This is a genomic window from bacterium (assembly GCA_016708025.1).
Lineage (GTDB): Bacteria > Zixibacteria > MSB-5A5 > GN15 > FEB-12 > FEB-12.
Window position 1 is genome coordinate 1,442,463 of sequence record JADJGQ010000001.1, and the last position, 23,880, is coordinate 1,466,342.

A 23,880-nucleotide genomic window follows, 5' to 3' on the forward strand; every position below is an offset into this window, starting at 1 on the left:
CTTAGCCCTTTGCAGTGGAACTGATAGTCACTTTGAACCCTTCGTCCAGATAATTCTGTCCGAGCGTTACCAGTGTGTCGCCTGGTTTCAGGCCTTCAAGAATAACAACCCGTCCTTCGAGTTCCGGTCCCAATTTGACTGTCCGCTTTTTGGCGACGCCATTCTCGACGACAAACGCAACATCCTCATTGTCCAACCGAATGATGGCTCCCCGAGGCACAGCCAACACCTTTGGTAACTCTTGCTCCGTCACCTGAATCTTGACAAACATGCCCGGACTGAACTGGCTCCCTTCATTGTTTACAAGCGCTTCGACCTGAAAACTCCGGGTTGCCGGATCGGCCGATTCTGCGATCGACACTACTTTCCCCGAAACCGTGTCATGCACGACATCCGAGACGATCCGTACATCCGCTCCTTGAGAGATGTAGCGAATGTTGTCGGTATTCACCGCGAATTTCACTCGCAACTTACCCGGTGTCGCCACCACCGCGAGTTGCTGACCGACATGCACAAAGTCACCATCGCGAACTGAGATCGAGGTCACTGTCCCAGCGATCGGAGTGCGGACATCAACCAATTGGCTAACCGCCTCGTAATTCGCCTTGGCTACCTCAAACTCCGTCTTGGCGCCATCATACTGAGTCTCGGAGATCGCACCGGATTTGAAGAGATTCTCCATCTTGGTGAAGTTCTTCTCCGCGTTTCGAAAGACCGAACTCACTTCGTTGAAATTGGCGGTGGGGCCGTTTTTGTCGAGGCTGACGATAACCTGATTGGCCCGGACGGCCTGACCTTCCCGCACGGGAACATCAGCGACCGCTTCGGCCAATTTCGCATAGAGGACCGCCTGCTTTTCGCCTTCCAGCGATCCACTAAATGTCCTGACCAACCGTTCGTCGGTCGGACCGATTGTCTGTACATTGACAGCTATCGACCGCTCGGTCTGGGTCGCCTTCTGCTCCTCGGAGCAGGAAGTGACCAGAAGCGTCAACGCCGCCAGGAGAGCGACTCGGATAATTGCTTTTTGCCCGTTCATGTCTCTATCTCGTTTCTGCACCAATATCAATGGTGGTTGCTCTTTTCAATTCTGCCTTTGATGTTCTGAAGAAGTAAAGCGCCTGCGCCAGCGAACGGCGGGCATCAGTCAACGCCGCCTGTGCCGACAACACTTCGAGTTGCGTGCCGACTCCCTGCTGATAACGCAAATTCGCGATCTTCAACCCTTCCTCCGCCTGGGCAATGGTCTCCCGCTGAATATCCAGAGACTTCTTGGCCCGAATGACCTGATCATATGCCTGCTCTATCTCAAGACGGACGTCATCTTCCATCTGCGCCTGAGCGATCCGGCTCTTCTCATAGTCGGCGCGGCGATATGCCACCTGGCTCGACCGATTGAAACCATCGAAAATCTTAAAATTGAGAGAAAGCCCAAGAGTTGATGACTTACTGACATTGTTGTCGAGCTGCCAGATATCCGATGACGACCTGGTATCGTAAGTATACGATGCATCCAGCGACGGCCAGTAATCCGCCTTGGCTATCCCGATCGCCTTCTTGGTGATGCCGGTGAGAGTGGTCGAGGCCCGCATTTCCGGACGATTCTGCAATCCAATATCCAGCATCTGATCCAAATTTGGGATTGACGCCAGCGATGTATCCATCACATCCTCGATAAGGATGACCGAATCTCGCAACGGCAGGCCGATAAACGACTTCATCCGCTTTTCGGCCAGTTCCAGGTCGGATTCCGCCTGGAGAATCTGTGGTTCCAGATTAGCGTTCTCTACTCGCGCGCGTAGTAATTCGTACTCGGAGACTACCCCCTGCCCATACTGCTTTTCTACTACCTCAAGGTTGTATGAGGTCGCCTCATGTGCCTTGCGCAGAGTCTCTAAAACTGATCGCTGGAAGATCGCCCCGTAGAACAGCAGATCCGCGTTGTAACGTACCACATTCTCGACAGCCTTCAGATTTGACTCGGAATAGTCTCGGTACAGCTTTGCGATCTGCCAGGCGGTCAGTACCTTCCCCCCCTCCCAGATTGACTGCTTCACCGAAAGCGCATATCCGAAATTATGCTTGTAGGAGGTCTGCAATTCCTGCGTCTCTCCACCAAAGGAAACAAACATCTTCGGGATTGTGAAATTTCTCGCATACGAACTCGAAAAATTGATGTCCGGGAATACCCCTGCACGCGCGGAGGTAACCTGTGTGCGAGCCTGCTCCAGATCCTGCTGAGCAGAGAGGTATTGTCGATTAAAAGTCGCCGCCCGTTGCCGAACGTCGTCAATGGTCAATGCAGTCTCCGCCGCACTCACCCAACTTGCAGTAGCCAGTACTATGAGTGCTGCAACCGCCGCTGCCCATGACCCATGTGAACCGAATTGTCGAAGTCTGTCGTTCATATATCTTCACCCTGTCGAGTCTGAAATTCTTATCCCTTAGCCGGCTGGTACATACCTTCGAACATCCGGCGAACCAGCTTCATCTGGATCGCGTCATCCATACTGTCCCTATTAAACACTCGTCGCCCGGCGATTCCGTCGCACAAGGCAAAAATCAGTACTACGAGCTGCTGTAATTCGTCTGCGCTCACCTTGGTACCGACGTCCAGGTGCTTAAGCACATACTCTATTTTCTGGTTATGTTCGTCCCGGATATACTTGCGAATCCGCGGAAGGCGCATCCCCTGAACCCAGATATCCATGATCGTGCGGAATTCGTTCGGCTTGGTTGCTTTGGTGTGACAGATCACCAATTCGACGATCTGCAAGGGGGTGAGTGGGGTCGGAAGCGATTGCAGGGCCAACAGAAACTGGTTGCTCATCTGCTTGACCAGCGCCAGCAGGATATCTTCCTTGCTCTTGAAATGGAAGTAGAGTGCCCCCTTGGTCAGTCCTGCATTGAGGGCGATCTCTTCTGTCGATGTCCCCGGGTACCCCTTCTCTGTGAACAACTTGCGGGCCGATGCCAGCAGCTGCTCGCGGCGCTGCTCGGCCGGCATTTTCGGGCTTTGCTTTATCTTGGCCATCGATCCATCCTGTCTCGTTGCGGTCCTGCCCGCGCAGGCCCGGCCTCATCTACCTACCGATCGGTATCTAACATATACCTACCGGTCGGTATGTCAAGACTTATAACGGAAGAATGGACAAAAAAGTTTAGTTTAAAACCACTTTTTCTTACGGAAATAGATAAGCTGACCGATCATGCTGCCAAAGATCACGGCCAGCGCCAACGGATACCCAAGACTCCAGTCGAGTTCGGGCATGCTGGCGAAGTTCATGCCCCACAAAGAGGCAAGCAAGGTCGGCGGCACAAAAATAGCGGTCAGAACAGTCAGGAAGCGGATCACGTCGTTGGTGCGAGCCTGAACAGAGGAGTAGTGGATTTCCAAAGAAGAGTTTAGTAGTTCTCTATGGGTGTCAGCGGTATCATTGATTCGGATCAAATGGTCGTGAATATCCGAAAAGTACGGCACCAACGGCTGCGAGATCATGGTGTAATGCTGACGGCTAAGCTGGGCCACGATCTCTTTCTGCGGCAAAACAATTCTCTTGAGCTGAACGATATCCCGGCGCAAAGCGAAGATCGACTTCAGCGTATCTTCGTCGGCGCTCCCCAAAACATCATCTTCAACCTGGTCGACCTCGTACTCAAAAACGTCGAGAATGCCATTGTAGTTATCCACGACCGTATCGATCATCGCGTGGAACAGGTAATCCGCGCCGCGTGATAACAGCCGCTCATCGCGCTCGGCCCGGCTATACAGATAATCAAAGATCCGGTGCTCATCGTAATGGACAGTCACCAGTGTGTTTTTGCTCAGGAAGAAGTCCAGCTCCATGATCTTCAGCCCCTCTTCCCTGCCTACATAGTCGACCACCTGGAACACCAGGAAGAGGTAACGGTCGTAGTCGTCGATCTTGGTCCGCGGCTTTTCCGAGATAACGTCTTCGATCGCCAGCGGGTGAAATTTGAAGTCATGGGTCAGAACAAAGGATTCCTGATCCGACGGCTTGCACATGTCCACCCAGAGCAAAGCCCCTGGAACACTGGCGAGACGGTCGAAATCAGCCACCCCTTCAAGTACCTCAACCCCTTCATTCGGGAGATAGTAGAATGACCGGATCATACTTTCTCCTCCTCAGTGACATCCTTGTCGGCGGCGAGGGTATCCAGCACTGAGCTGTCCGGTTGTTGCGACGCTTTTGCTTTCAGTTCGCGAAGCGAGATCTTCTCAAGATGGAAGAAGATCGACCCCATCGTTACGATCGGGAGGAGATCCATCAGGTGCAGTGAAAGCGCAAACAGAACGGCATCAGTCCGTCCGATCGAAAACGCCGCCAACGAAGTACTGACGGCAAACTCGAAAGTCCCGGCATTACCGGGAGTCAGTGGCACCATCAGGACGATCGTATTGATGATCATAATAGCGGCGGCCGCGGCGATCGGGAGGTCAAAGCCGAATGATTCATACAGGAACCAGATCACCATCATGTGAGCCGCCCATGAAGCGAGCGAATAAATGACCGACCCGACCATATGCTGGCTCGAGCGGATCAGCATGATCCCTTTAGTGAACGACCGGACAAACTTCTTCAGGCCGATATAGACGCCCGGCCATCGGTGGGCCAGCTTACGGCGCGCAAACTCCTCGATCCGGGACTGCTTGCTCGTTATAAGATAGAGACCCGCCAACAGCACCGCAGTCGCACCTGCCAGGATGTAGCTGAGGAATCGATACTCTTCCGGAAAAGCAAACGCCAATGAGGTGAAGAAAATGAAGATGATCAGGCTGAGTGCATCAAATAGCACCTCAAGCACGATCGTTGAGAATATATACGTCTTGCGCAATGCCAGCTTGTTCGAGAAAAGAAACAGCCTCCCGACCTGACCGGTCAACACGGGCATCACCATGTTCAGCACTTGCCCGGCGGAGTAAAGACAGGTCCCTTTGACCCAGGGCAATGGCACTTGGCGGGTGATCATCATGCGCCAGCGCACTGCGCGCAGGATGATAAAAACAAAAGCGGAGATGATTGCCGGGAGGAGATAGTGGTAGTTGACGCGGCCGGCAAGTTCCTGAATTTCGGCCCACCTGATATCTTTGACGCAATACGCCAGCAACCCGATCGCAATGATCGTGCCCCACATCTGCTTGTTGGTCAGGAACTTCTTCATAGCCGGCCTACCCCGTTTTGGGCATAACGGGTAAGATAGGCGGCCACTATAGGAGTGTCAACCGAAGAAAGCCCGGATTCAAGGTGATAACCGATTACACTTCAGCCAGTAAGCTCTTTTGGACCCAGCCCCGCCGCTGGTTTTCGAAGATGACGTCATAATAGTCGCCGGATTCACCCGCGATTCGCACCACCAACCCCGGTTCCCCCTGGAACTCAAGCCCCGCCGACTCAACCGGCCCGGAGAGCACGTTCACCTCTTCCCCGACCACCACCGCCCAACGTGTCACGAAATCGTGATGGTATTTGTAAGAGGTAAGGATGGAGCTACATACCAGCAGGATCAGAACAAAGATGATAGCCGGCTTCAATGCCGAATGCAGCCCCCCCATCCCAAATCGAATGATCAGGAGCACGACTAGCAGGATAAAGATGATCGAGGACAGCCAGGCCAGACTATTCAGGCGAAATGGTGAAACGATCGATTCAAACAGAGAATTGATCGGATTAAGCTGGACCCCCTCAAGTTGCACGGTCGCCAGGCTCCGGGCGAATTCAAGATTCCCTTTGATATCCTGATCAGCCGGGTCCAGTCGTCTCGCCTTGAGATAGTAAAGTACCGCATGTCCCAGATCGCCATTCTTGAAATAGGCATTCCCCAGATTGTAGTATAGAGGAGCTGATTCCAGACCCGATTGCGCCGCTCGCGTGTAAGCTTCGATCGCTTTGGTGAAGTCTTTCTCCTGGAAGAAAGTGTTCCCTTGGGCAAAGTCGTCCGCGGGAGCCGCCTGGATCGCAACGGCCAGCAGCAATCCGATGGAAACGAACATCAATAACTTACGCAAAGCGGACCCCCTCGATCTTCACCATGACAGCTTCGGCTTTGCCAAGCGCTGCGTCCATATCCTGTTGACTCAGATTTGCCGGGGCAAATCGGGCAAAGTCACACTGTTTGAGTAGCCCAAGAGTATCAGCGATCAACTCTGGGTTCGCTTTCCGTTCCCGCAGAAGTTCCGCGATCATGTCGCTGGTCAGACCATTGGGCGAGATATTCAGCTTGTCGGCGACATACTGCATGAAAGCCAGACTCAACTCACCATAGAACTCCCGAATCGATTCCGGGCGCGCCAGAGATTTCGCTTTGGCAAGACGCTTTCTTGCCTGCGACGATGCTCCGCGTGCGCGAGCCAGGCCGACGTTTGAGGCCAGCATCTCCTTCCGCTTCCGCGCGAAGATCATCCCGGCCAGAACCAATACCGGAATACCATTCACTGCCAGATAAAGCGGACTGAACAGAATCACCTCACCCGCCTGCTTGAGCTCGCCGGGATCCTGCTTGATAAACCGGATATCCTGTGCCTGAGTACCGACCGTCACCGATGGTCCCGCAAAGGGAACGTCCGGCGACGCTACATATCCTTCCGGTTTCACCACCGAAAGCGAGATCGGTTGCGTCCTCAGCACCTGGTACTTGTTGGTTTTAGGATCGAAATAGTTGAAACTGAGCGCCGGGATCTGGAGCATTCCCGGACGTTTCGGGACAAAGACCTCTTCGTATATCTTGGTCCCCCCGATCTTGTCGTCAACCTTTGTAACGTTTTCATTGCTGGCGGCACGATAGACCCTAAAATCGTTTGACTCCGCGATCATTGGCTCGCCGACCGATTTGATATTGCCGACTCCACTGATTTTGACTCGAACTGTCACCGGCTGATTTAGCTCAACCTCTGTTTTGTCGGCTGAGGCGGAGATCTCGAATTTCCCTACCGTACCTGTAAAGTCTTCCGGCTTTCCTTCGGCTGGAAGTGGCTTGACATTGATCTTGATCGGCTCCGATCGAACCGCGATCTGTTGCCCTTGTGGGAAGAGATCGCCAAACATATCAAACGGATCTCTCCGCGCATTGCGAGCTGCAACAGTCGTCGTTATAGCCGCTTTGCCAATCGTCAACTCGCCGGTCTGCGTCGGGAAAAGCGCATACTTTCGCTCGATCACCCGATAGTTGCGATTATTGATTCGCTGGAAATACGGCGCGCTGTTCCCCACTACTTCGGTCCAGAAGCCGGTAGTCGCCGGTTCGTCCAACTGTGGACTGCTGTAGTACTGCACGGCGATATAGAACTTCAGCGTCAGGGTCACCTGCTCGCTCACATACGGATTCTTTTTGTCGATCAGGGCTTCCAGAAAATAGTCTTTGTTTCCGCCCTGTCCGTCGACGGCACGGTCTTCAAGTTTTGGCGATGTTGCCTGGCGTTTGTTTTGCACCACCAACAGCACACTGTTACCAACTACCTTTTTCCCGTTGACTGTCACCGATATTCCCTGGATCGGGAATGAGCCGGGCTTCTGCGGAAGCAACAGGTACCGATATGCCACCGATGCTGAGACCTGGCCGTTGACAATACTCACACTACTCGATCTACCCTGAGAGTAAATCTCAAAACTGGGAAGCGACGGTATTTCGACTTCCGGCACATTCTGGCTCGAGCCGGAGACTGTGACTTCGAGCGTTGTCTGTTCATCGAGACCAACCGTGTCCGGGTGCAGGGCCACTTGCACCTGCAGGTCGGCTTGCACAGCCAGCACCGAGGTCGAGCAGATCAGGAGACAGAGCAATGTGCAGAAGCGAATCAGCCTCATCTTACCAGTCCTTGCCTGTGTAGTCGCCGCCCTTGACAGACCTGCGCAATTTCTTCTGGATATCCTGCTCGTCATCTTTCAGCGCGTTCAGTAGTCGCTCAGCATCCTCTTTGGACATCTGCTTGGGCTGTCCCATCTGCTGCTGTTGTTGCTGCTGTTGCTGGTCTTTGTTCTGCTGATCCTGTTGCGCCTGATTCTGCTGCTGCTGGTCTTTCTGATCCTGGTTTTGATTCTGTTGATTCTGCTGGTCTTGCTGTTGCTGGTCCTGCTGCTGCTGGGTCGAATCAGACTTGTTCTGGCTATTGGGGTCCTGTTGCGGTTTGAGCTGCTCTTTCAGTTTCTTGCGCGATAACTCCAGGTTGAACTTGGCATCGAGATCGTTCGGGTTCAGCTTCAGTGCCTCTTCGTACGACTTGATCGCATTCTGATAGTTATTCATGCGGAAATAGGTATTCCCCATATTGTAATGAGCCGCCGCTTCCACCTGTATATCCTGCGTGCGCAGCGCTTTCTGCAGCTTATCGATCGCCTCTTCGTAACTGCCGTCATTGGCCAACGCCGACCCGATATTATAGTCTAATTCCGGCGAAGTTGGGTTATCGGCCTCTGCCGCCCGATACTCTTCAAGGGCAGACTTATAGTCCTTCTTTTTGTAAGCGTCATTCCCCTTCTTGACTGTCCCGATAAAATCGGCAAACACTGTCTGGGCGACAAATAAAAAGAGCACGGTTATCAGAAGCGATGACCTACGCATTGGGCGCACTCCCTGCAGCTTTCTTTCGTTCAGGAATGAAGAACTCTATCACGATCAGAAACAGCCCGAACAGCAACGGCCACTGGTACCGATCGTCATACTTGGTCACCAGCGTCCCTTCAAGTTCCTTCTTCTCCATACCGGCTATATCGTCAAAGATCCGGTCGAGTTCCATCTCGCCCGCAGATGCATTATAGAACTTTCCGCCGGTGGCCAGGCTGAGCTTGCGCAGTGTCGCCTCATCCAGCTTGGTCATGATCACTTCGCCGTTTTCATCCTTCTTGAAACCAACCTGATTCCCCTGCCGATCCAGGATTGGAATAGGCTCGCCCGCCGGATTTCCGATTCCCACAGTGTAGACTTTGATCCCGTCGTTGCGTGCTTCTTCGGCCGACTGCTCGACATTCCCGCCGAAATCTTCCCCGTCGGTCAGGATGACCAGTACTTTGTGTTTTTTCTCTTTCGACTCAAACGATTTCTGCGCCACCTGGATCGCTGAACCGATCGAGGTCCCCTGCACAGAGACCGACTGGTTGTCCATCACCTGCAACAGGAGCCGCGCGGTTCCGAGGTCCAGCGTCAAGGGGCATTGCACAAACGCTTCCCCGGCAAACGCAATCAGCCCGATCCGGTCTCCTTTGAGGCGATCGATGATCGACCTCAGTTCCTGCTTTGCCTTCTCCAGCCGATTCGGCTTCATATCCTGCGCCAGCATCGAATTCGACACGTCGAGAGCGACTATAATGTCAATCCCCTCACGCTTGAGCATCTCCAGATGAGTACCGAACTGAAGGCGGGCCAGCGCTACGACTATGAATGACAACCCAAGAACCAAAAAGATCGCTTTGGTCCGCTGGCGAGCGAAACTGATATACGGCGCTGTCCTGAGGATGAGCGGAAGGTCGCCAAATCGGGAAAGTATCTTCTTCTTCCGGTTAATCGCCCAAAAGAGAAATACTCCGACCAGCAAAACTCCCAGCAGAAGCGCAAAATGTAGTGGCTCGGCAAATCTCATAGCTTACGGCAGTTTCCTGAAATAGCTGTTGGCCAATACGATCTCAAGCATCAGCAGGGCCAGCCCAGCATAGGTAAACCAGTGAAACAGTTCTTTATATTGAACGTGCGATGCTACCTTTCGTTCGGTCTTCTCCAGTTCATCGATCCGGGTGTAGATCTCTTCCAGCTCTTCGCCCGATCTTGCCCGGAAGTATTTACCGCCCGTCCGATCTGCGATCTGTTGAAGCGACTTCTCATCGATTTTGGTCGGCTGATAAACGTATCGTTTGCCGAAAATCGGATCCTGCACCGGGAACATCGCATTCCCCGGCTTGCCGCAACCGATCGTGTATACCTTGATGTCCATCGCCTGGGCAAGGTTTGCGGCCGTCATCGGATCGATCTCGCCGGCATTATTCTCACCATCGGTCAAAAGGATGATCACTTTGGATTTCGACTCGCTCTCACGCAGTCGATTGACCGCCGTGGCGATTCCCATTCCAATTGCGGTCCCGTCATCAACAGTGCCAAAATCTACCTGGTCCACAAAATTAAGCAGGACACCGTAATCGGTGGTTAACGGGCACTGGGTGTACGCATATCGCGCAAAAACCACCAGCCCGATCCAGTCATTAGTTCGTTTCTGAACGAATTTCTTCAGCTCTTCTTTGGCAACATACAGGCGGTTGTTCGGCTTGAAATCCTCTGCGGTCATCGATGATGACACGTCGAGCGCCATCATGATATCCACGCCCTCTGATGTCACGTCCGTTACCTCGGTTCCCGAGCGCGGACGGGCAAAGGCCAGAATCAGAAACGCCACCGCCAGGATTCGCAACAACGCCAGTACAAAACGATACCGCTGTCGATTGGACCGTGCCGCACGCTTGACGATCCGTACATCCGAATACTTTATGGTCGCCGACTGGAAGCGGTGTCTCCTGACATAGAAAAACCACATTACAGCCAGGAGCAGTAATCCACCCAGCAGGATCACCAGGGCCGGGATCACCAGCCCGGATTCGCTGAAGAGATTGAGCGCCAGACCGCCAAATTCCATCGCGTTCATTTCCTGCCTCCTGTATCCGTGGAGGTCGGCGTTGTATTCGATGCCAGATGCATCTGAGTCTGTTGGCGGCGCTCCTCTTCGATCCGTACCAGATTGACTATCGTATGGGCGGCCTCAAAGTCCTGTTCGGCACGGCTCCGTTCCGGAACGTATTTGGCGAACTTCACCAGGTCGGCGTGCTGTAACAGATCCGAGGTCTGCCCGTAAAGCCCTTCCGGAAGGTCCATCCCCTTGAATATGACCAGGAACTCCTCGGTGGTCATATCAAGAACGGTGATTCGATAGACGCGCCCCAGGAAATCGCGGATGATCTCCGTCAACGCGACATAGTAATCCTTGTACTTTTCGTCAGCCAGAGTCGGTGATGACTGCAGGAGCGCCAGCTTTTCATAAGCGATCTCCCATGGCGGGCGAAGGTCAACGTAGGCTCCCGCCTCGGGACGCTTGCGCAATTTCCACCACAACGCAAACGCGATGAGGAGAATCATCAACGAGCCGCCCAGCAAATAGTACGGGACCCAGTTCCGTTTAAACTCATACGGGTCTTTCACCGGGCGAATATCAACCGAATCTCCCGCATTCTCCAGCATCGACTTGATCTTGATCGGAACCGGCTCAGCTAACATCACCTTTCGCGTTTTGTCAGGCAATTCAAATAGGATAGGGATCGCCGGAATCACATAGTCGCCGGTCGTGAATGTGCTCAGCACGAAAGTCGTGGTTGTCTGAACTCGGCCGCCCTCCAGCTTCTTCTCTTTGTCCGGATCGTAATCCTTGACATCAAATGCCCCCAGATTGGCGCCAAGTGGCGGAGGGATCAAGGTGATCGCTGAATCGTGTTCGATTGTCACCTCATATGTGATGAGGTCTCCAATGAACACTTCCGCCTTGTCCACCGAGGTTGTTATCTGGATCCCTGGAATTGATTGCACTGTGTCTGCCCCAGACTGGGCATACACCGCCCCAGTCGCCAAACAGAGCGACAGGCAAATCAGAAGCTTAAGAAAGGGTATAGTCGGTCGAATCTTCATCTACAGGTTCTGATCCAGAAATTCCACATTTTCGGCTTTCGCCAGATCATCCAGGTATTGCGCATAGGCCGCTTGAGCCTTCTGCGATTGATAATCCATAAATACTTCTGCCCGCACAGAATCATACGGCTTGCTGGCATAGCGCGTATCGCGATTCGCCAGATAGAAATTGCGGACATCCGCGGAATCCAGCTCCATCTCCGGAAAGACCTTTTCAGCAAGATACTTCTGCACGACCAAAGATTTGATCATCTGGTCTTTCCGTTCGGCAACTTCCGGGTCACGATCCATCCCCTCGCGAAGGGCCGCGCGGTACATTAATTCGACTCCGACATACTGCCGCAGAAACTCACGCTTCGATTCCATAGACGTGATCTGTAGTTGCGTTTGCTCCGGCAGCGACTGGATCTGTTTTTCGACTTCCGAGCGATAGATCGTCCTGCCGCCCACTTTGGCTACCGCCAAATCACCGGGCACCTGCGGCTTTGCGTCGATATCGGTTGCCGCACCCAATTCGCGGCGGGCGTCAAGGTGGTGTCCCATTTTTTCGAGCGAGACGACCAGATTCTGCGATGCTTCGGTGACGAACGATCCGTTCTGATCGTATTCGCGCGCGCGCACATACCAGGCCGCCGCACTGGCATAATCATTCAGATCCTCGAAATAGACCTTCCCGATCAGGAAGCTGATATTCCCCTTCTGGCTTTCGTCCAGCCCGCCATACTGTAGAATGGCCTGATATTCTTCGATCGCCGCCGCGTACAGCTTGTTGTCCCGAAGTTCTCCGGCGATCTTCTTGGCTTTGTCCACATCCAACTTGGGGCCACCCGCATTGCAGCCGGCCATCACCGCCAGGCCGCACAGCAGCAAAGCGATCAGTATCTGTTTGCCCGGACGATATCCCTGCATAATCGTTACAGTCTCCGTTCACGCATCTTAAAGAAGTTGATCAATGGCACGATGTACGATTGATCGGTACGTATATTAATGAAGTCGAGATTGATCAATTGGAAACTCCGCTTCAGAGCGGAAACATCTTCCTGCGAGCGCGCCGCGAACTCTCGACGAAACGCCTTTGACCCGGTGTCTACCAGGATCACTTCGCCGGTCTCGGCATCTTCAAGTTCGATCAATCCAAAATCCTCGAATACAGTCTCGCGCGGATCGGTCACCTTGATCCCGATGATATCATGTTTATTGTTGGCGACCTGCAACGGCTTGTAGAACCCCTCCGACATGAAGTCGGAGATCAGGAAGATCACTGACTTGCGACGGATAACGCGCGAAAGATACTGAAGCGCCCCGGCGATATCGGTTGTTATCCCGGTCGGCTTGAAATAGAGTATCTCCCGGATCAACCGGAGCACATGGGCACGACCCTTCTTGGGCGGGACGAATTTCTCGATCCGGTCCGTGAAGATGATCAGCCCGACCTTGTCATTATTCTTGATGGCTGAGAATGCCAACAGCGCACAGAGTTCCGCCGCTGTCTCAGACTTGAACCGTTCCTTGGTGCCGAAACGACCCGATGACGACGCATCAAACAGCAAGACGACAGACAGCTCGCGCTCTTCACGAAACTTCTTGATATACGGCTGCCCGGTCCGGGCGGTCACGTTCCAGTCGATCAACCGGATATCATCCCCCGGTTGATACTGGCGTACCTCCTCGAACTCCATCCCCTGTCCCTTGAAAGTGGAATGGTATTCGCCGGAAAAAAGGTCGTTGACCAGTCGCCGCGTGCGGATCTCGATCCGTCTTACTTTTCTGAGTATCTCTTTCGGGATCATGCTCTGCTCATGGAACGTCGATCGCGTCAAACACCTTCTTGACGATATCATCCGAGGTGATCTCTTCAGCCTCGGCCTCATAGGTCAACAGCACGCGGTGACGCAGGACATCGGGGCCGATCGCCTTGATATCCTCCGGCGTCACATAGCCGCGTCCACGCAGGAACGCATGCGCCTTGGCCGCCAGGTTCAGGTAGATCGTCGCACGCGGCGACGCTCCGAATGAGATCAGGCTCGACAGGTCATTCAACCGGTACTTCTGCGGCTCGCGGGTCGCGAAGATCAGGTTGATGATATACTCTTTGATCTTTTCATCGACATAGATCGAGCGCACCACCTCGCGCGCGCGCACGATATCCTGCGGAGAGATCACCTTCTCTACTTTACGTGTCTCGACCGCTGTATTCCTGTCCATGATCTCCCGCTCTTCGGCCGGAGTCGGATAGGTTACTTTCAACATCAACATGAATCGATCGACTTGAGCTTCCGGAAGCGGATAGGTTCCTTCCTGCTCGATCGGGTTCTGCGTTGCCATCACGAGGAACGGTTCATCCAGCTTATAGGTGGTGTCGCCGATCGTCACCTGACGTTCCTGCATTGCTTCCAACAGCGCTGACTGCACTTTGGCAGGAGCGCGGTTGATTTCGTCAGCCAGGATGATATTGGCAAAGACCGGACCCTTGCGAACAGTAAACTCCGCCTTCTGCGGATTGTAGATCATCGTGCCGATCAGGTCGGCCGGAAGCAGGTCGGGGGTGAACTGCAGTCGGCTGAACTTCACCTGAATCGCGTCCGAGAGAGTTTTCACCGACAGCGTTTTCGCCAGTCCCGGCACACCCTCGATCAGGATATGACCGTTCGCCAGTATACCGATCAGCAGTCGGTCGATCAGGTAACGCTGGCCGACGATGACATTGCTGATCTGACCCTGCAGCTTGTCGACAAACGAGGATTCTCGCTCGACCACTGCCTGGATCTGTTGAATATCCGTGTGCATCGATCCTCCACTCTATTTCTTCATCTGCATTTGTTCGAAATACTGCCGGACTTCTGCCTCGAGACGGATCGTCTCGCCCGGCGCCGGGGGTAACGGACTGAATTTCTCACGATCGGCACGAAGCAACCAGCCGGTCAGCTTCTCTTTGTCGGATTCCGACAACTTGGTCTCCCGAATCGCGGAAGCGATCTCTTCCGCCGATCGACCCGTACAATCTACCTTCAATTGATCCTGCGCAAACTTCACCAATAGCTTATACAATCCGGTCTGGAAGCGCTTCAAATCGCCAGCCGACTCACCCGCCAGATGCGTCAGTTTCTCCAGAAACTCTGCCGATGGTACCTGTTTTACCGGGACCGGGCTCTTCCGCCCCCGCAGGAATAAAAGCACCCCAAACCCGGCAACGGCCAATACCACCACCCAGATCAGAATCCATCCCCAAATCGGTAATACCCCAAACAACCCAGTCGATGTTGAGTTCGGAATGGCCGCCGCGACGGTCAGCATCATTGACGAGGTCGTCAGATCTCCAGGAATCGAATCCGGCCAGGCCAGATAATGAATCGTCATTGGCTCAACGCGAGCTGTCCCGGAACCGGTCGGAACTAAAGTAAACGTGAATGTTTTCCGTGTAACTTCTCCGGTAGCAGTCACTTGCGATGCGACCGAAGTGGCGAAGCGCTGAACCCGAAGCTTCTCGAGGGTGGGCTGAAGCGGTCGGTCAAACAGGTATGCCGTCTGTCCACCTGGCCATTCGACTGTGATAGTGAGGGTCGCCTGCTCTTCGAATGCCATCGACGTCTTGTCGAGCGATTGGGATAGATCTATCCCCATCGCCGTGGTGGCGAGCAGAAGCAAACTGAATATGTTAAACAGCCTGAATATCAATTGTGTCATAGTCCCTGAAAGGTTTCCCGGCCAGATCTCGGGCGGGTCAACTAAACTAAACCCTGATAACGCTTTGTCAAGTTCTTTGCTGTCCGGGACAACCCCGCTATCATTCGACTTATACTGGTCCCGGCAACGGAGGTTTCAGCCGTTAACATTGTTTAACGTTCAGCCGATCAACAGGCTAGCCAATCCAACCAACATCCCGATTTTCAGCGACTGCCGCGCCCACGCGAGATGTGTGACTGTCGGTTGCATCAGACTCAGCAGAAGCACCGCGGTCAATGGGATATTGAGCCCCACCAACACAATGAGTAAATAGAGCAGACCATACCACTCCATCGCATAGGGGACAAAGGTCGATGCAGCTAATACCAGATACAACCCCAGGGCAATCCCGAGTGATGGCCGCACTCCCAGCCACAATGCAAGTGACGAGCTTCCCACCCGGCGGTCCCCTTCCCTGTCCTCCACATCTTTAACAATCTCGCGTATTAAGTGAAACAGGAATGCAAAAACGGTCGCAATAAGTGGCCCCGGAAGTGTCAGCGCCGCCAAGGGATCAACTGCCAGGCCGCCGCACACAAAAGTCATCCCTGCCAAACTGGCCACAATCAGGTTTCCCACCAGCGGTATGCGCTTTAGTCCAAAGTTATATGCAAGCAACAGGACGATAGCCGTCAGCCCGATCAGTCCAACCAGTCGATTTGAAAAGAGAATGAGTAGTATCGCCAGTGCGTGGACCACACCCGCCAACCACCAGACTTGATGCTCGGTCACGCTTCCTGAAGGCAACGGCCGATCCGGATGACTCACTCGGTCAGTCTCCCGATCCCGAATATCATTGATCAGGTTTCCACCAGCACAAATGAAGAAGACCCCCGCCATGGCGACACTCAACTGGGGAGATATCCCAAAACCGACCGTCATATATGCGCCAACCCAAACGGAAAGAGCCGCCAAAAGACAATTACCGAATCTGATGAGCTGGAGGACTAAATGGATTGACACGCCGCAATCTAACACCGACGATTGCCGCCCGCAAGATTTAGAGACCGGAGAGGAAAGCGACCGAAAGAAATGGCTGATCGATAGCCAGATCACGATTCCAGCCAAGCGATAACTGGATCGATCTCTCGGCTGTCGCCAGTGTGATCCCGCCACCAAACCCCTGGCGATAGATCTCTTCAATCCCTCCCCCTGACGAGGTCTGCATCAACGCGCCATCCCAGAACGCAAACAGGTGACCGCCGTCAAAGCGGACACGCGGCTCGAATGAGGCGGTGACTCCCCTGCGTGCCGCAAACTGCTCGCTCTGGAACCCCCGAATGCTCCCGGGCCCGCCAAACAGGATCAATTCTGAAACCGGCAGTTCGTCATCCTCGGATTCGACACCGTGATAGCCAACACCCGTTGCCAGGACGACCGGCCCGATCAACCGGAAATAGTGCGATACCTCAAGTTCGGCTCGCGTCTCACTATAGCTCCTCCCGGCACTCAGACTATCTGCATCGACAGAACGATAAGCGTACAGGACTGACGACCGGAGCGCATATCCACTCGTCGGATTCTGCGGAAAGTCCAGATCGTGCCTCCCAAAGCCGACTCCGACTGCATACCGGCTGTATCCCGAGGAATCAACCGGCTCAACCCGCTTCCAGCCAACAGTCAGGCCGGCAGTGGTGCCGCGCGACAAGCGAATATCCAGCCCGATATTGAGGGCAAACTCATAGAAGTCATCCCGAAAATCTCGGGTCGATAGTTCCGCCATCACCTCAGATCTCCCGACAATCCGCGCCGGCTGACGATAAGACAGATAGAGATGATTCCTCCCCTTTTGACTTCGCTCGGACTGCAGCGAAACCTGTTTCCCTTCGCCAAACAGATTGGGCATCTGCATCGAGAGGTCCCAGAGCAGACCCTGCTCCTGTTCGTTCTGATACCCAATCCCGCCAGAGAAGATCAACTGCTGACGCTCGCGGAAACGCAGCTCGACATCCGCCTGATTGTATCCGGAAAGCGGCTTCACTCTGGCCGAAGGAACGTACTCGACATATCGTATCTCTCGGGCATCCACCTCCAATCGGTCGATCAACCGATCGGTCAGCGTATCTCCCGGCCCCACCTCAAGATCGCGTAAGACCGTTTCATCTCTGGTCCGCTGGAGTCCTTCTATGGTCACCTGATTCAAAGTCACGAGTGGCCCCGGAATCAACTCCAGATGAATCGTAACCTTGTTCTCATCCCGGGCTATCGACCCAATCGTCGCGCGAGCATAATAATAGCCACGCGCATGATACGCCCGGAGGATATCATCGATTACCGACCTGACATTGACCTCGGTGAATGGGACAGTAAATGAGAAGCGATCGTTCTCTGCCGAATCAACTACCATTTCCGTCAGAAGATATAGCGGCCCCGCGCTCACCCGCAGTGTATCGTTTACCAGAGTAGCGGCCGCATCAAGATGCCCCTCTTTCATCAGCAGATTTCTCACTGAATCCGGATTCGCCGCCAACGTAGTCCCATTGGTGACCTGGAGTCGTTTCAGTAGTTTGCTGATCTGCTCAGTGCGTTCCCCCTCGATCCGCACTTCAACCGCAGATGCCGTTCCCACGAAAAGCAGTAGCACAGCCATTTTGCAGAATAGCTTTCTCAAAATGTCGCCACCACCTCTCCCCGTCCGGAGACACGCCCCGGGCGGTCATCCGAATGCCGGCCGCTGAAATTGAGATTCGCCTGCAACCCTTGTCTGATCCCATAGCGGAGTCCGACTGTCCAGATCGCCCCACGCTTCCCGTTGCGATTGTCAGTCAACTCGTATGAATAGCTGGAACTGCGAAGAGTGAGCGATTGACGATACAACTCCAGATCAGCGCGAAGCTCCCCTTTGCCGATGGATCGCACCCTCACTCCAACCAATAGCGCATATTGATCCGCCCGATCCTGCTCGGTCGACTTGGCCCGACGAACCGCGACTCCGCTATTCCACTCAAATCTCTCCAGTAATTGCCGGATCATGGCCAAACCTCTTACCCCCTCGGCCGTGCCGGCTCCCACGTAATAATCATCCCGCTCCGACCGAAACAACTCACCCGTCTCCTCGAGCAGGAAATTTCCCGCCGCCTGCTTCAGGGAAACGCTCCCTCGACTGTCACGACGTCGATTCCCACTTCCGGCAATCGAGCGTTTTTCCAGATCGTCAGTCAGCGTGATATTCACGGCGTAGAAGTTCTTCCACTGGAAGAATCGAAGCTCGCTGTCGTAGCGTCGCGAAAAGAGCAGGTAAGGCTGCGTTTCATCTGAGTAAAACGGGATCACCCACCAGACAGGACGTTTCCCCTCATCCAGCAATTCTTCCCGGATATTCGATGACAGCCGGATCGTCATCCCCGTGAACTCCTTGTTGAAGAGGAAACTCTTCTCGCCTCGCCTCACCGATGCGCGATCCGACAATAACTCTTCGACCTGGATGTAATTACCGAAAGGATCAGGAATGTACTTCCCATCCTCGAGGCTGTAGTTTCCGCGACCCGGCTCGACCTCCAGATAACTGATTCCCCGTTCGTTGCGAAGTTCATTTGAAATCAGATAGCTCGCCTGAGTTTGAAGGCGACGACGGCTGTCGCTGTAAGACAGTGAACTTCTCCCCAGCAAATAAGAGGTTCGGTTGACCCGATCGGTCAATCGTTGCCAGCCGATCTCCGACGAAATGCTCAGATTCCTGATCTGCCGATTGGAGAGCGCAGAAATTCGGTCTCGACTCCCTGAACCGAACCAGTCAGTCTCCAGACTGTCCTCGTCATATCGCTCCAACCGAATCGATTCTGTCGGTGATCCGGCTGTTAACTCCCAGCGGTTGAATCGCAATCCTCTTTCGTTTCCGGTATATCGATGTTGGCGACTGTCGCTCTCAAATGTCCCCTTCAGGAAATTCGCTGCGCCAAACCGGTACGCTGCTGAGGAAGAATACGTGTTTGCGCTTCCATCGCTGGCGATGCCGCTGGTATCAAACTCTGTCGATACCGAACTGACCTCCGCGCCAATGATCAATCGGTCGAAAGGTTTCATCTCAACGCCAAGCGCCCCCAAGTTTGATTTAAGTTCATTCTGGTAAGTCAATCGGGAGAATTGCGGCGCTATGGTCAATCCTGAAATTGGTGAAAAAGACATCTGCGCAGAGTGTGTCAGTTCATCCGATTGGCTGATCCAGCTATCGGGGAGAAGAAATGAGCGTGCAAAATCCGGTTCAACCAGACGTTCACGAGAAGCAAATGCCGCTTCACGCAACCGTCGCGAAGCATTGACTGAACTCGGCGCCCCGTTCATTCGCCAATCCTTTACGTAATTGAGGAAATAGTACAGGCCGTCGTTATCCCCATCATCCCGCGACGAAAGGAGATTCCTGTCGCGCGAGGTTTGCCGAAACTCTGCCGACAGATTACCGGCCGAGGTCTTCAGACCGATCCGACTTGCATATAGATCGATCCGTTCCGGTCGAGGGATAATCCGGATCGGAGCATAGTCACCTTGCCCATCGCCGACATACTGATAGCTCTGCCCGCCCACGTAACGGTAACTTCCAACGCCGCTTCCGACATATGAAAAGGTGACATGAAAATCTCCGATCCCCATGCCAACATAGGTCCAGACCGTGTCGGGGAGGCTGTCCGTAACAAGCCGATAATCCCCTGCGGTATCCGCGACCACGCCAGATCGGTAGCTCTCGGCGTCGCCACCCTCCTCGAGCATTTGGCGGTCAATATCGCTCAACTCCCCGATCAACATCTGGTTTCTGTCGTCACCCTCGCGATAGACCGAGGCGCTCACAGTCAGCAGAGAGTCACGAATGTTGACTCCACCGCCCAGCGTTAACATCTCCTGTCGGTAACTTGTCGCCAGCGGTTCGAAATCGATCTCTATTCGACTTCGCCGGTCAATTGGGTGTCGCACGCTGAAGGTGATCTGTCCTGACGGGTAGTCAACTGTGTAGTCCTTGTCTGCGCCGCGCTCCATTCGCTGTCCATCCAGCCAGACGATCTCCGAACCGGGGACCACCGGTGAACTTGCCTGCGAGCCTCCCATACGATACGGACCCTGGAAGCGGTCCTGACCGCTCATTGTGGTCGACTGGAATCTCCCTTTCGGCCGGGCAGCACTCGCCTGCATTTGCCAAGATGGGTAGATAAGTCGGACCGATCCCCCGGAGACTGTCTTTGCATTACCGCCGAATTCGCGCGGCAATGTGATATCTCCCAGTTGTGCCAGAAGCACGCGTGATTTGAGTTGGAGATTCAACTTATCCAGTTCATTGAGCCGGCTGGTCGAGGTCCCATATGACGGGTCATACCCACGGTCCGTTAATGCGCCGGTCAGTTCCAGCCCTGGGGAGAGTTCGCCGTTGATGCGAAGATCCAGCGATTGCCCAAAGTCCGCCTCCCCGGCAGTTCGACTGCTGAACCGAAATGTCTTGGCACCCGAGATCCGGATATCCTTGGCAAAATTACCAGGACGCGAAGACTCACCTAGGTCAACCGGGATCGGGATCGGCGATTGTGGCACCGATGCATCCGGAAGTTCTCGCCCATAGACCGACGCGGCCCAGAGCGGTACCTCGTGATAACTGACCACCAGCGTATCTTCTGAATTCAGACTGATCTGTGAAACGTCGATATATCTGGACTGGAGATCAATTGTATAGTCTATCGATCGCGAAAGCAGCCGACCATTCAGTCGAAGCGTATCGCTATGGAGAAATATCCCTGCGGTGGGCAGTGTCAGGCTAGCAGGAAGAGTGCGATCGGTGAATTGCTGTAGGACTCTCCCCTGTGCTGACCCGGCAATCAGCATCAGCAGACCGATCAGACAGACGCAGCGAAATTTCATCCGGCTCCCGGTGCGCGCTACTTGTAGATCAATTTGCAGAGAAGCAGCCTCGCATTGGCCGCATCAGAAATAACCATCGTGGAATCGGTCGGTCGACTGAACCCCGCGGGCACCACATCCTCCGCCCCTGGCCCGATCAGGCGAATCCCACCAACTACAAGATTTCTCCCCTCAGCATCAAAACAGAAAAATCGATTGGCCAACTTGTCCAAAACCCAGACCGTCCGCCCCCGCCCCATCAAGACAGCCACCGGGAGGATCATTTCATCATCGGTCAACGCTTGTTGATCGGAGCCATACTGGTCGTAAACCATTACGCGTCGGTTACCGCCGTCGCAGACATAAAAATTGTCGTCGTGATCGGTGGCGATCCCTTCCGGCTCGCGAAGTTGGCCACCGCCGGCGCCAAAGTCTCCCACGAACTTCTCAAATTGTCCGACATTGTCGAACGCCGCCACACGGTCGCGTTCCAGGTCGGCCACCCACAGCGCACCATAATTGGTTACCGCAATGCCGCTCGGTTCACCATACTTCAGCGGATCGGTTTCATCGGAATAGGGGATCTCATCGACAAAATTCAGCCGCCCATCCAATCGGACCAGTCGTCGGTTCCCCGCGTCGCAGATCCAGAGATTGAGTTGGTTATCGATTGTAATAGCGCGCGGGCGGTTAAAAAGACCGGGCTGATTGCCGAATCCCCCTCGATCAACCACCGGTTTCATAGCGGTATCAAACTTGATTATCCGGTTATTCCCCTCGTCGCACAGATAGCTGTCCCCCCGGTGGTCGCTCACCAGCGCCGATGGTGCGCGCAGTGATTGACCGATCATCGGCCCATCGATAGCACGCTCGATCAGAATAGCTACTGGCTGAGATTGTGCTGGAGTAGGAGCTTCCCGCTTCATCGCGGGACCGCCGCAACTGCCGAGGAACACCGGCAGGATCATTAAGCAAAGAAATCGCCTCATCTGACTCCGTTCAGAATGGCGTGCGAACTGACAGCACCACCTGCTTGGTCGGCGAAAATGGATTCAGTTCCAGCCTGACCGGAGCCTCGGAAAACTCCCGATCGAGCCGGCTGTTGTAACGTTTGACATCCCGGACGGCATCAATGATCGAAACCACACGGGTGACCAGGGCGATCCCGATGAAGAAGTCGGAGGTTCGATACGCCTCGCGGCTCCGATTCTTCAGGTGACGATAGGTCGCCCTATCCGCCTCAGATTCCCACTGCCAGTGATTCTCTGGTGAATCAACCAGATATGGGCGGTCTGTGTCGAACACCCGGCCAAAGGTATTGTACTCGTTGATATTCGTGTAGAAACCTACCAGATCGCGGAACTCATCACTCTTGTTTTCTAATTGCGCGTTGGCATTTGTTTGAGCAAAGCGGACATAGTCCTGCTCTTTTTCATGGCCATAGATCCGGTACGAAGCGAACCCGATCCAGGTGACTGCATCGGCCGCAAAGAAGATCCGCGCCTTCTTCCGATTCCCGACATAATACTCTCCCAGCCCTGGGATCAGCGCTGAATAAAGTCCTGCCTTGAATAAGGACTTCTTGTCGCCTGACTGAGCTCTGGATTCAACGTCTTTTGTCGAGGGCTTTTTGTTGTCGAACTCATCATCCGCCCATGCCAGCTCTGTTCTGGATGCCAGATCGAGCGCGGAAAGTTCAATTGTCTGCGCGTCCGCAATCGAGGGAAAGAGCCCCACCATGAGCAACCCTGCAAAAATGACTGTAATGCACTGCTTGCTCATCTGCTCAGAACCTCACTGTCGCGGTCAGGTATGGGGTGTCATTCAGGGAGTTGTATGAACGAAGACTCGCCTTCAGGCCCAGGCTGGAGAACTCTTCGTCGCCGCCTCCCACCTTCCGGTTATGCCTCTTTGCTCCAAAAAACGCGTCAAAGCTGGAGATCAGGTGGTTGACGATCGATACCACTATCATTCGCTCCGCCTGATCATACTTGTCATTGGCGTCTTTGCGCATCTGAAGATACGCTTCGCGCCGGGGAGATGATGGTGTGTGCGCCTGGTCAACTATCGCCAGATCCGGATTGCCGAGCCAGTCGTCCAGCGGCATGCCATTGCGGGTCGCGTCATCCCATCCCCACGCAAACTGATTGTACTTCCCGGTCATTTCGAAATATTGTCCGGTCTCCGTGTCCGGCAGGTGATGGCTCACCTCCACTGCATCGATCGAATCATCATCCGAGTAACCATATGCCGCCTCAAGGTAATCGGCATAAGCCTCCCGACTCCAGTGCGCACGCTGGAAGTTCTCGAATGCGACCGTCATATCGTCGTAATCCCCATGCAGTTTGAAATACATGGTCCAGGCGGTCACTTCGACGCCCAAAAAGACCCACGGCTTGATCTTACTGCCGTTGTAGTATTGACCAAGTCCCGGTACCACCAGTGAGAGCGCGAATGCTTTGCCGGGCGATTTACGTCCAACCGACTTGGTCTCCTTCTCGGCGAGATCAACCGTCCCAAGCGCATCGTCGGCGAATGCCATGGTCGAGCCGTATTTCAGTTCCAGCCCGGCTTGCTCAAATTGAGTCAGACTTACCGAATTAGCTGACAATGATCCCGCGACGAGACAGAACAGTACCGTTAGAAAAAGCGAACATTTCATTGGTA

At 54.0% G+C, this 23,880-nt stretch carries 21 protein-coding genes; all 21 read right to left on the reverse strand.

Annotated elements, in window-relative coordinates; genetic code table 11:
- Nucleotide 1: 1 nt before the first annotated feature.
- The 21 genes from IPH75_06270 to IPH75_06370 all read right to left on the reverse strand — a co-directional run bounded on the left by IPH75_06270 (nt 2) and on the right by IPH75_06370 (nt 23,875).
- A complete protein-coding gene (locus IPH75_06270; GenBank protein MBK7141665.1) occupies nt 2-1,039 on the reverse strand; it encodes an efflux RND transporter periplasmic adaptor subunit in 1,038 nt (345 codons plus the stop codon).
- Between the two features lie 4 nt (nt 1,040-1,043).
- A complete protein-coding gene (locus IPH75_06275; protein MBK7141666.1) occupies nt 1,044-2,408 on the reverse strand; it encodes a TolC family protein in 1,365 nt (454 codons plus the stop codon).
- A 29-nt stretch (nt 2,409-2,437) separates the two neighbouring features.
- Nucleotides 2,438-3,034 (reverse strand): TetR/AcrR family transcriptional regulator, encoded by a 597-nt coding sequence (locus IPH75_06280; protein MBK7141667.1) that lies wholly within the window; start codon nt 3,032-3,034, stop codon nt 2,438-2,440.
- Between the two features lie 132 nt (nt 3,035-3,166).
- Complete coding sequence (corA, locus tag IPH75_06285) at nt 3,167-4,135, reverse strand: magnesium/cobalt transporter CorA (protein MBK7141668.1); 969 nt, start codon at nt 4,133-4,135, stop codon at nt 3,167-3,169.
- Entirely contained in the window at nt 4,132-5,184 is a 1,053-nt protein-coding gene (locus IPH75_06290) for a flippase-like domain-containing protein (GenBank protein MBK7141669.1), read from the reverse strand. Before IPH75_06290 ends, corA begins: the two co-directional genes overlap by 4 nt.
- Nucleotides 5,185-5,278: 94 nt before the next feature.
- A complete protein-coding gene (locus IPH75_06295; GenBank protein ID MBK7141670.1) occupies nt 5,279-6,013 on the reverse strand; it encodes a tetratricopeptide repeat protein in 735 nt (244 codons plus the stop codon).
- Nucleotides 6,014-6,020: 7 nt separating this feature from the next.
- Nucleotides 6,021-7,823, reverse strand: coding sequence for a protein BatD (locus IPH75_06300; protein MBK7141671.1), 1,803 nt, complete (start codon nt 7,821-7,823; stop codon nt 6,021-6,023).
- A gap of 1 nt (nt 7,824) precedes the next feature.
- Nucleotides 7,825-8,577 carry a tetratricopeptide repeat protein gene (locus IPH75_06305; protein ID MBK7141672.1) on the reverse strand — a complete coding sequence of 251 codons (753 nt, stop codon included), beginning with the start codon at nt 8,575-8,577 and terminating at the stop codon, nt 7,825-7,827.
- Nucleotides 8,570-9,592: a VWA domain-containing protein gene (locus IPH75_06310; GenBank protein ID MBK7141673.1), complete on the reverse strand. Its 1,023-nt coding sequence runs from the start codon at nt 9,590-9,592 to the stop codon at nt 8,570-8,572. The genes IPH75_06305 and IPH75_06310 overlap by 8 nt, the downstream gene beginning before the upstream one ends.
- A gap of 3 nt (nt 9,593-9,595) precedes the next feature.
- Complete coding sequence (locus IPH75_06315; GenBank protein MBK7141674.1) at nt 9,596-10,633, reverse strand: VWA domain-containing protein; 1,038 nt, start codon at nt 10,631-10,633, stop codon at nt 9,596-9,598.
- Nucleotides 10,634-10,638: 5 nt separating this feature from the next.
- On the reverse strand, nt 10,639-11,574 hold the full coding sequence (locus IPH75_06320) for a hypothetical protein (protein ID MBK7141675.1): 936 nt from the start codon (nt 11,572-11,574) through the stop codon (nt 10,639-10,641).
- Between the two features lie 99 nt (nt 11,575-11,673).
- The gene (locus IPH75_06325; protein MBK7141676.1) at nt 11,674-12,582 is read right to left on the reverse strand and encodes a hypothetical protein; all 909 of its coding nucleotides are present in this window, start codon (nt 12,580-12,582) and stop codon (nt 11,674-11,676) included.
- 5 nt (nt 12,583-12,587) lie between these two features.
- Nucleotides 12,588-13,463 carry a DUF58 domain-containing protein gene (locus IPH75_06330; GenBank protein MBK7141677.1) on the reverse strand — a complete coding sequence of 292 codons (876 nt, stop codon included), beginning with the start codon at nt 13,461-13,463 and terminating at the stop codon, nt 12,588-12,590.
- Between the two features lie 7 nt (nt 13,464-13,470).
- Nucleotides 13,471-14,460 (reverse strand): MoxR family ATPase, encoded by a 990-nt coding sequence (locus IPH75_06335; protein MBK7141678.1) that lies wholly within the window; start codon nt 14,458-14,460, stop codon nt 13,471-13,473.
- 12 nt (nt 14,461-14,472) lie between these two features.
- A complete protein-coding gene (locus IPH75_06340; GenBank protein ID MBK7141679.1) occupies nt 14,473-15,357 on the reverse strand; it encodes a hypothetical protein in 885 nt (294 codons plus the stop codon).
- A gap of 159 nt (nt 15,358-15,516) precedes the next feature.
- A complete protein-coding gene (locus tag IPH75_06345) occupies nt 15,517-16,359 on the reverse strand; it encodes a geranylgeranylglycerol-phosphate geranylgeranyltransferase (GenBank protein MBK7141680.1) in 843 nt (280 codons plus the stop codon).
- 37 nt (nt 16,360-16,396) lie between these two features.
- Nucleotides 16,397-17,986, reverse strand: coding sequence for a BamA/TamA family outer membrane protein (locus IPH75_06350; GenBank protein MBK7141681.1), 1,590 nt, complete (start codon nt 17,984-17,986; stop codon nt 16,397-16,399).
- A gap of 17 nt (nt 17,987-18,003) precedes the next feature.
- Nucleotides 18,004-21,234, reverse strand: coding sequence for a hypothetical protein (locus IPH75_06355; GenBank protein MBK7141682.1), 3,231 nt, complete (start codon nt 21,232-21,234; stop codon nt 18,004-18,006).
- A gap of 17 nt (nt 21,235-21,251) precedes the next feature.
- Nucleotides 21,252-22,202: an NHL repeat-containing protein gene (locus IPH75_06360; protein ID MBK7141683.1), complete on the reverse strand. Its 951-nt coding sequence runs from the start codon at nt 22,200-22,202 to the stop codon at nt 21,252-21,254.
- A gap of 10 nt (nt 22,203-22,212) precedes the next feature.
- The gene (locus IPH75_06365) at nt 22,213-22,995 is read right to left on the reverse strand and encodes a hypothetical protein (protein MBK7141684.1); all 783 of its coding nucleotides are present in this window, start codon (nt 22,993-22,995) and stop codon (nt 22,213-22,215) included.
- A gap of 4 nt (nt 22,996-22,999) precedes the next feature.
- Nucleotides 23,000-23,875 carry a hypothetical protein gene (locus IPH75_06370; protein MBK7141685.1) on the reverse strand — a complete coding sequence of 292 codons (876 nt, stop codon included), beginning with the start codon at nt 23,873-23,875 and terminating at the stop codon, nt 23,000-23,002.
- Nucleotides 23,876-23,880: the final 5 nt, after the last annotated feature.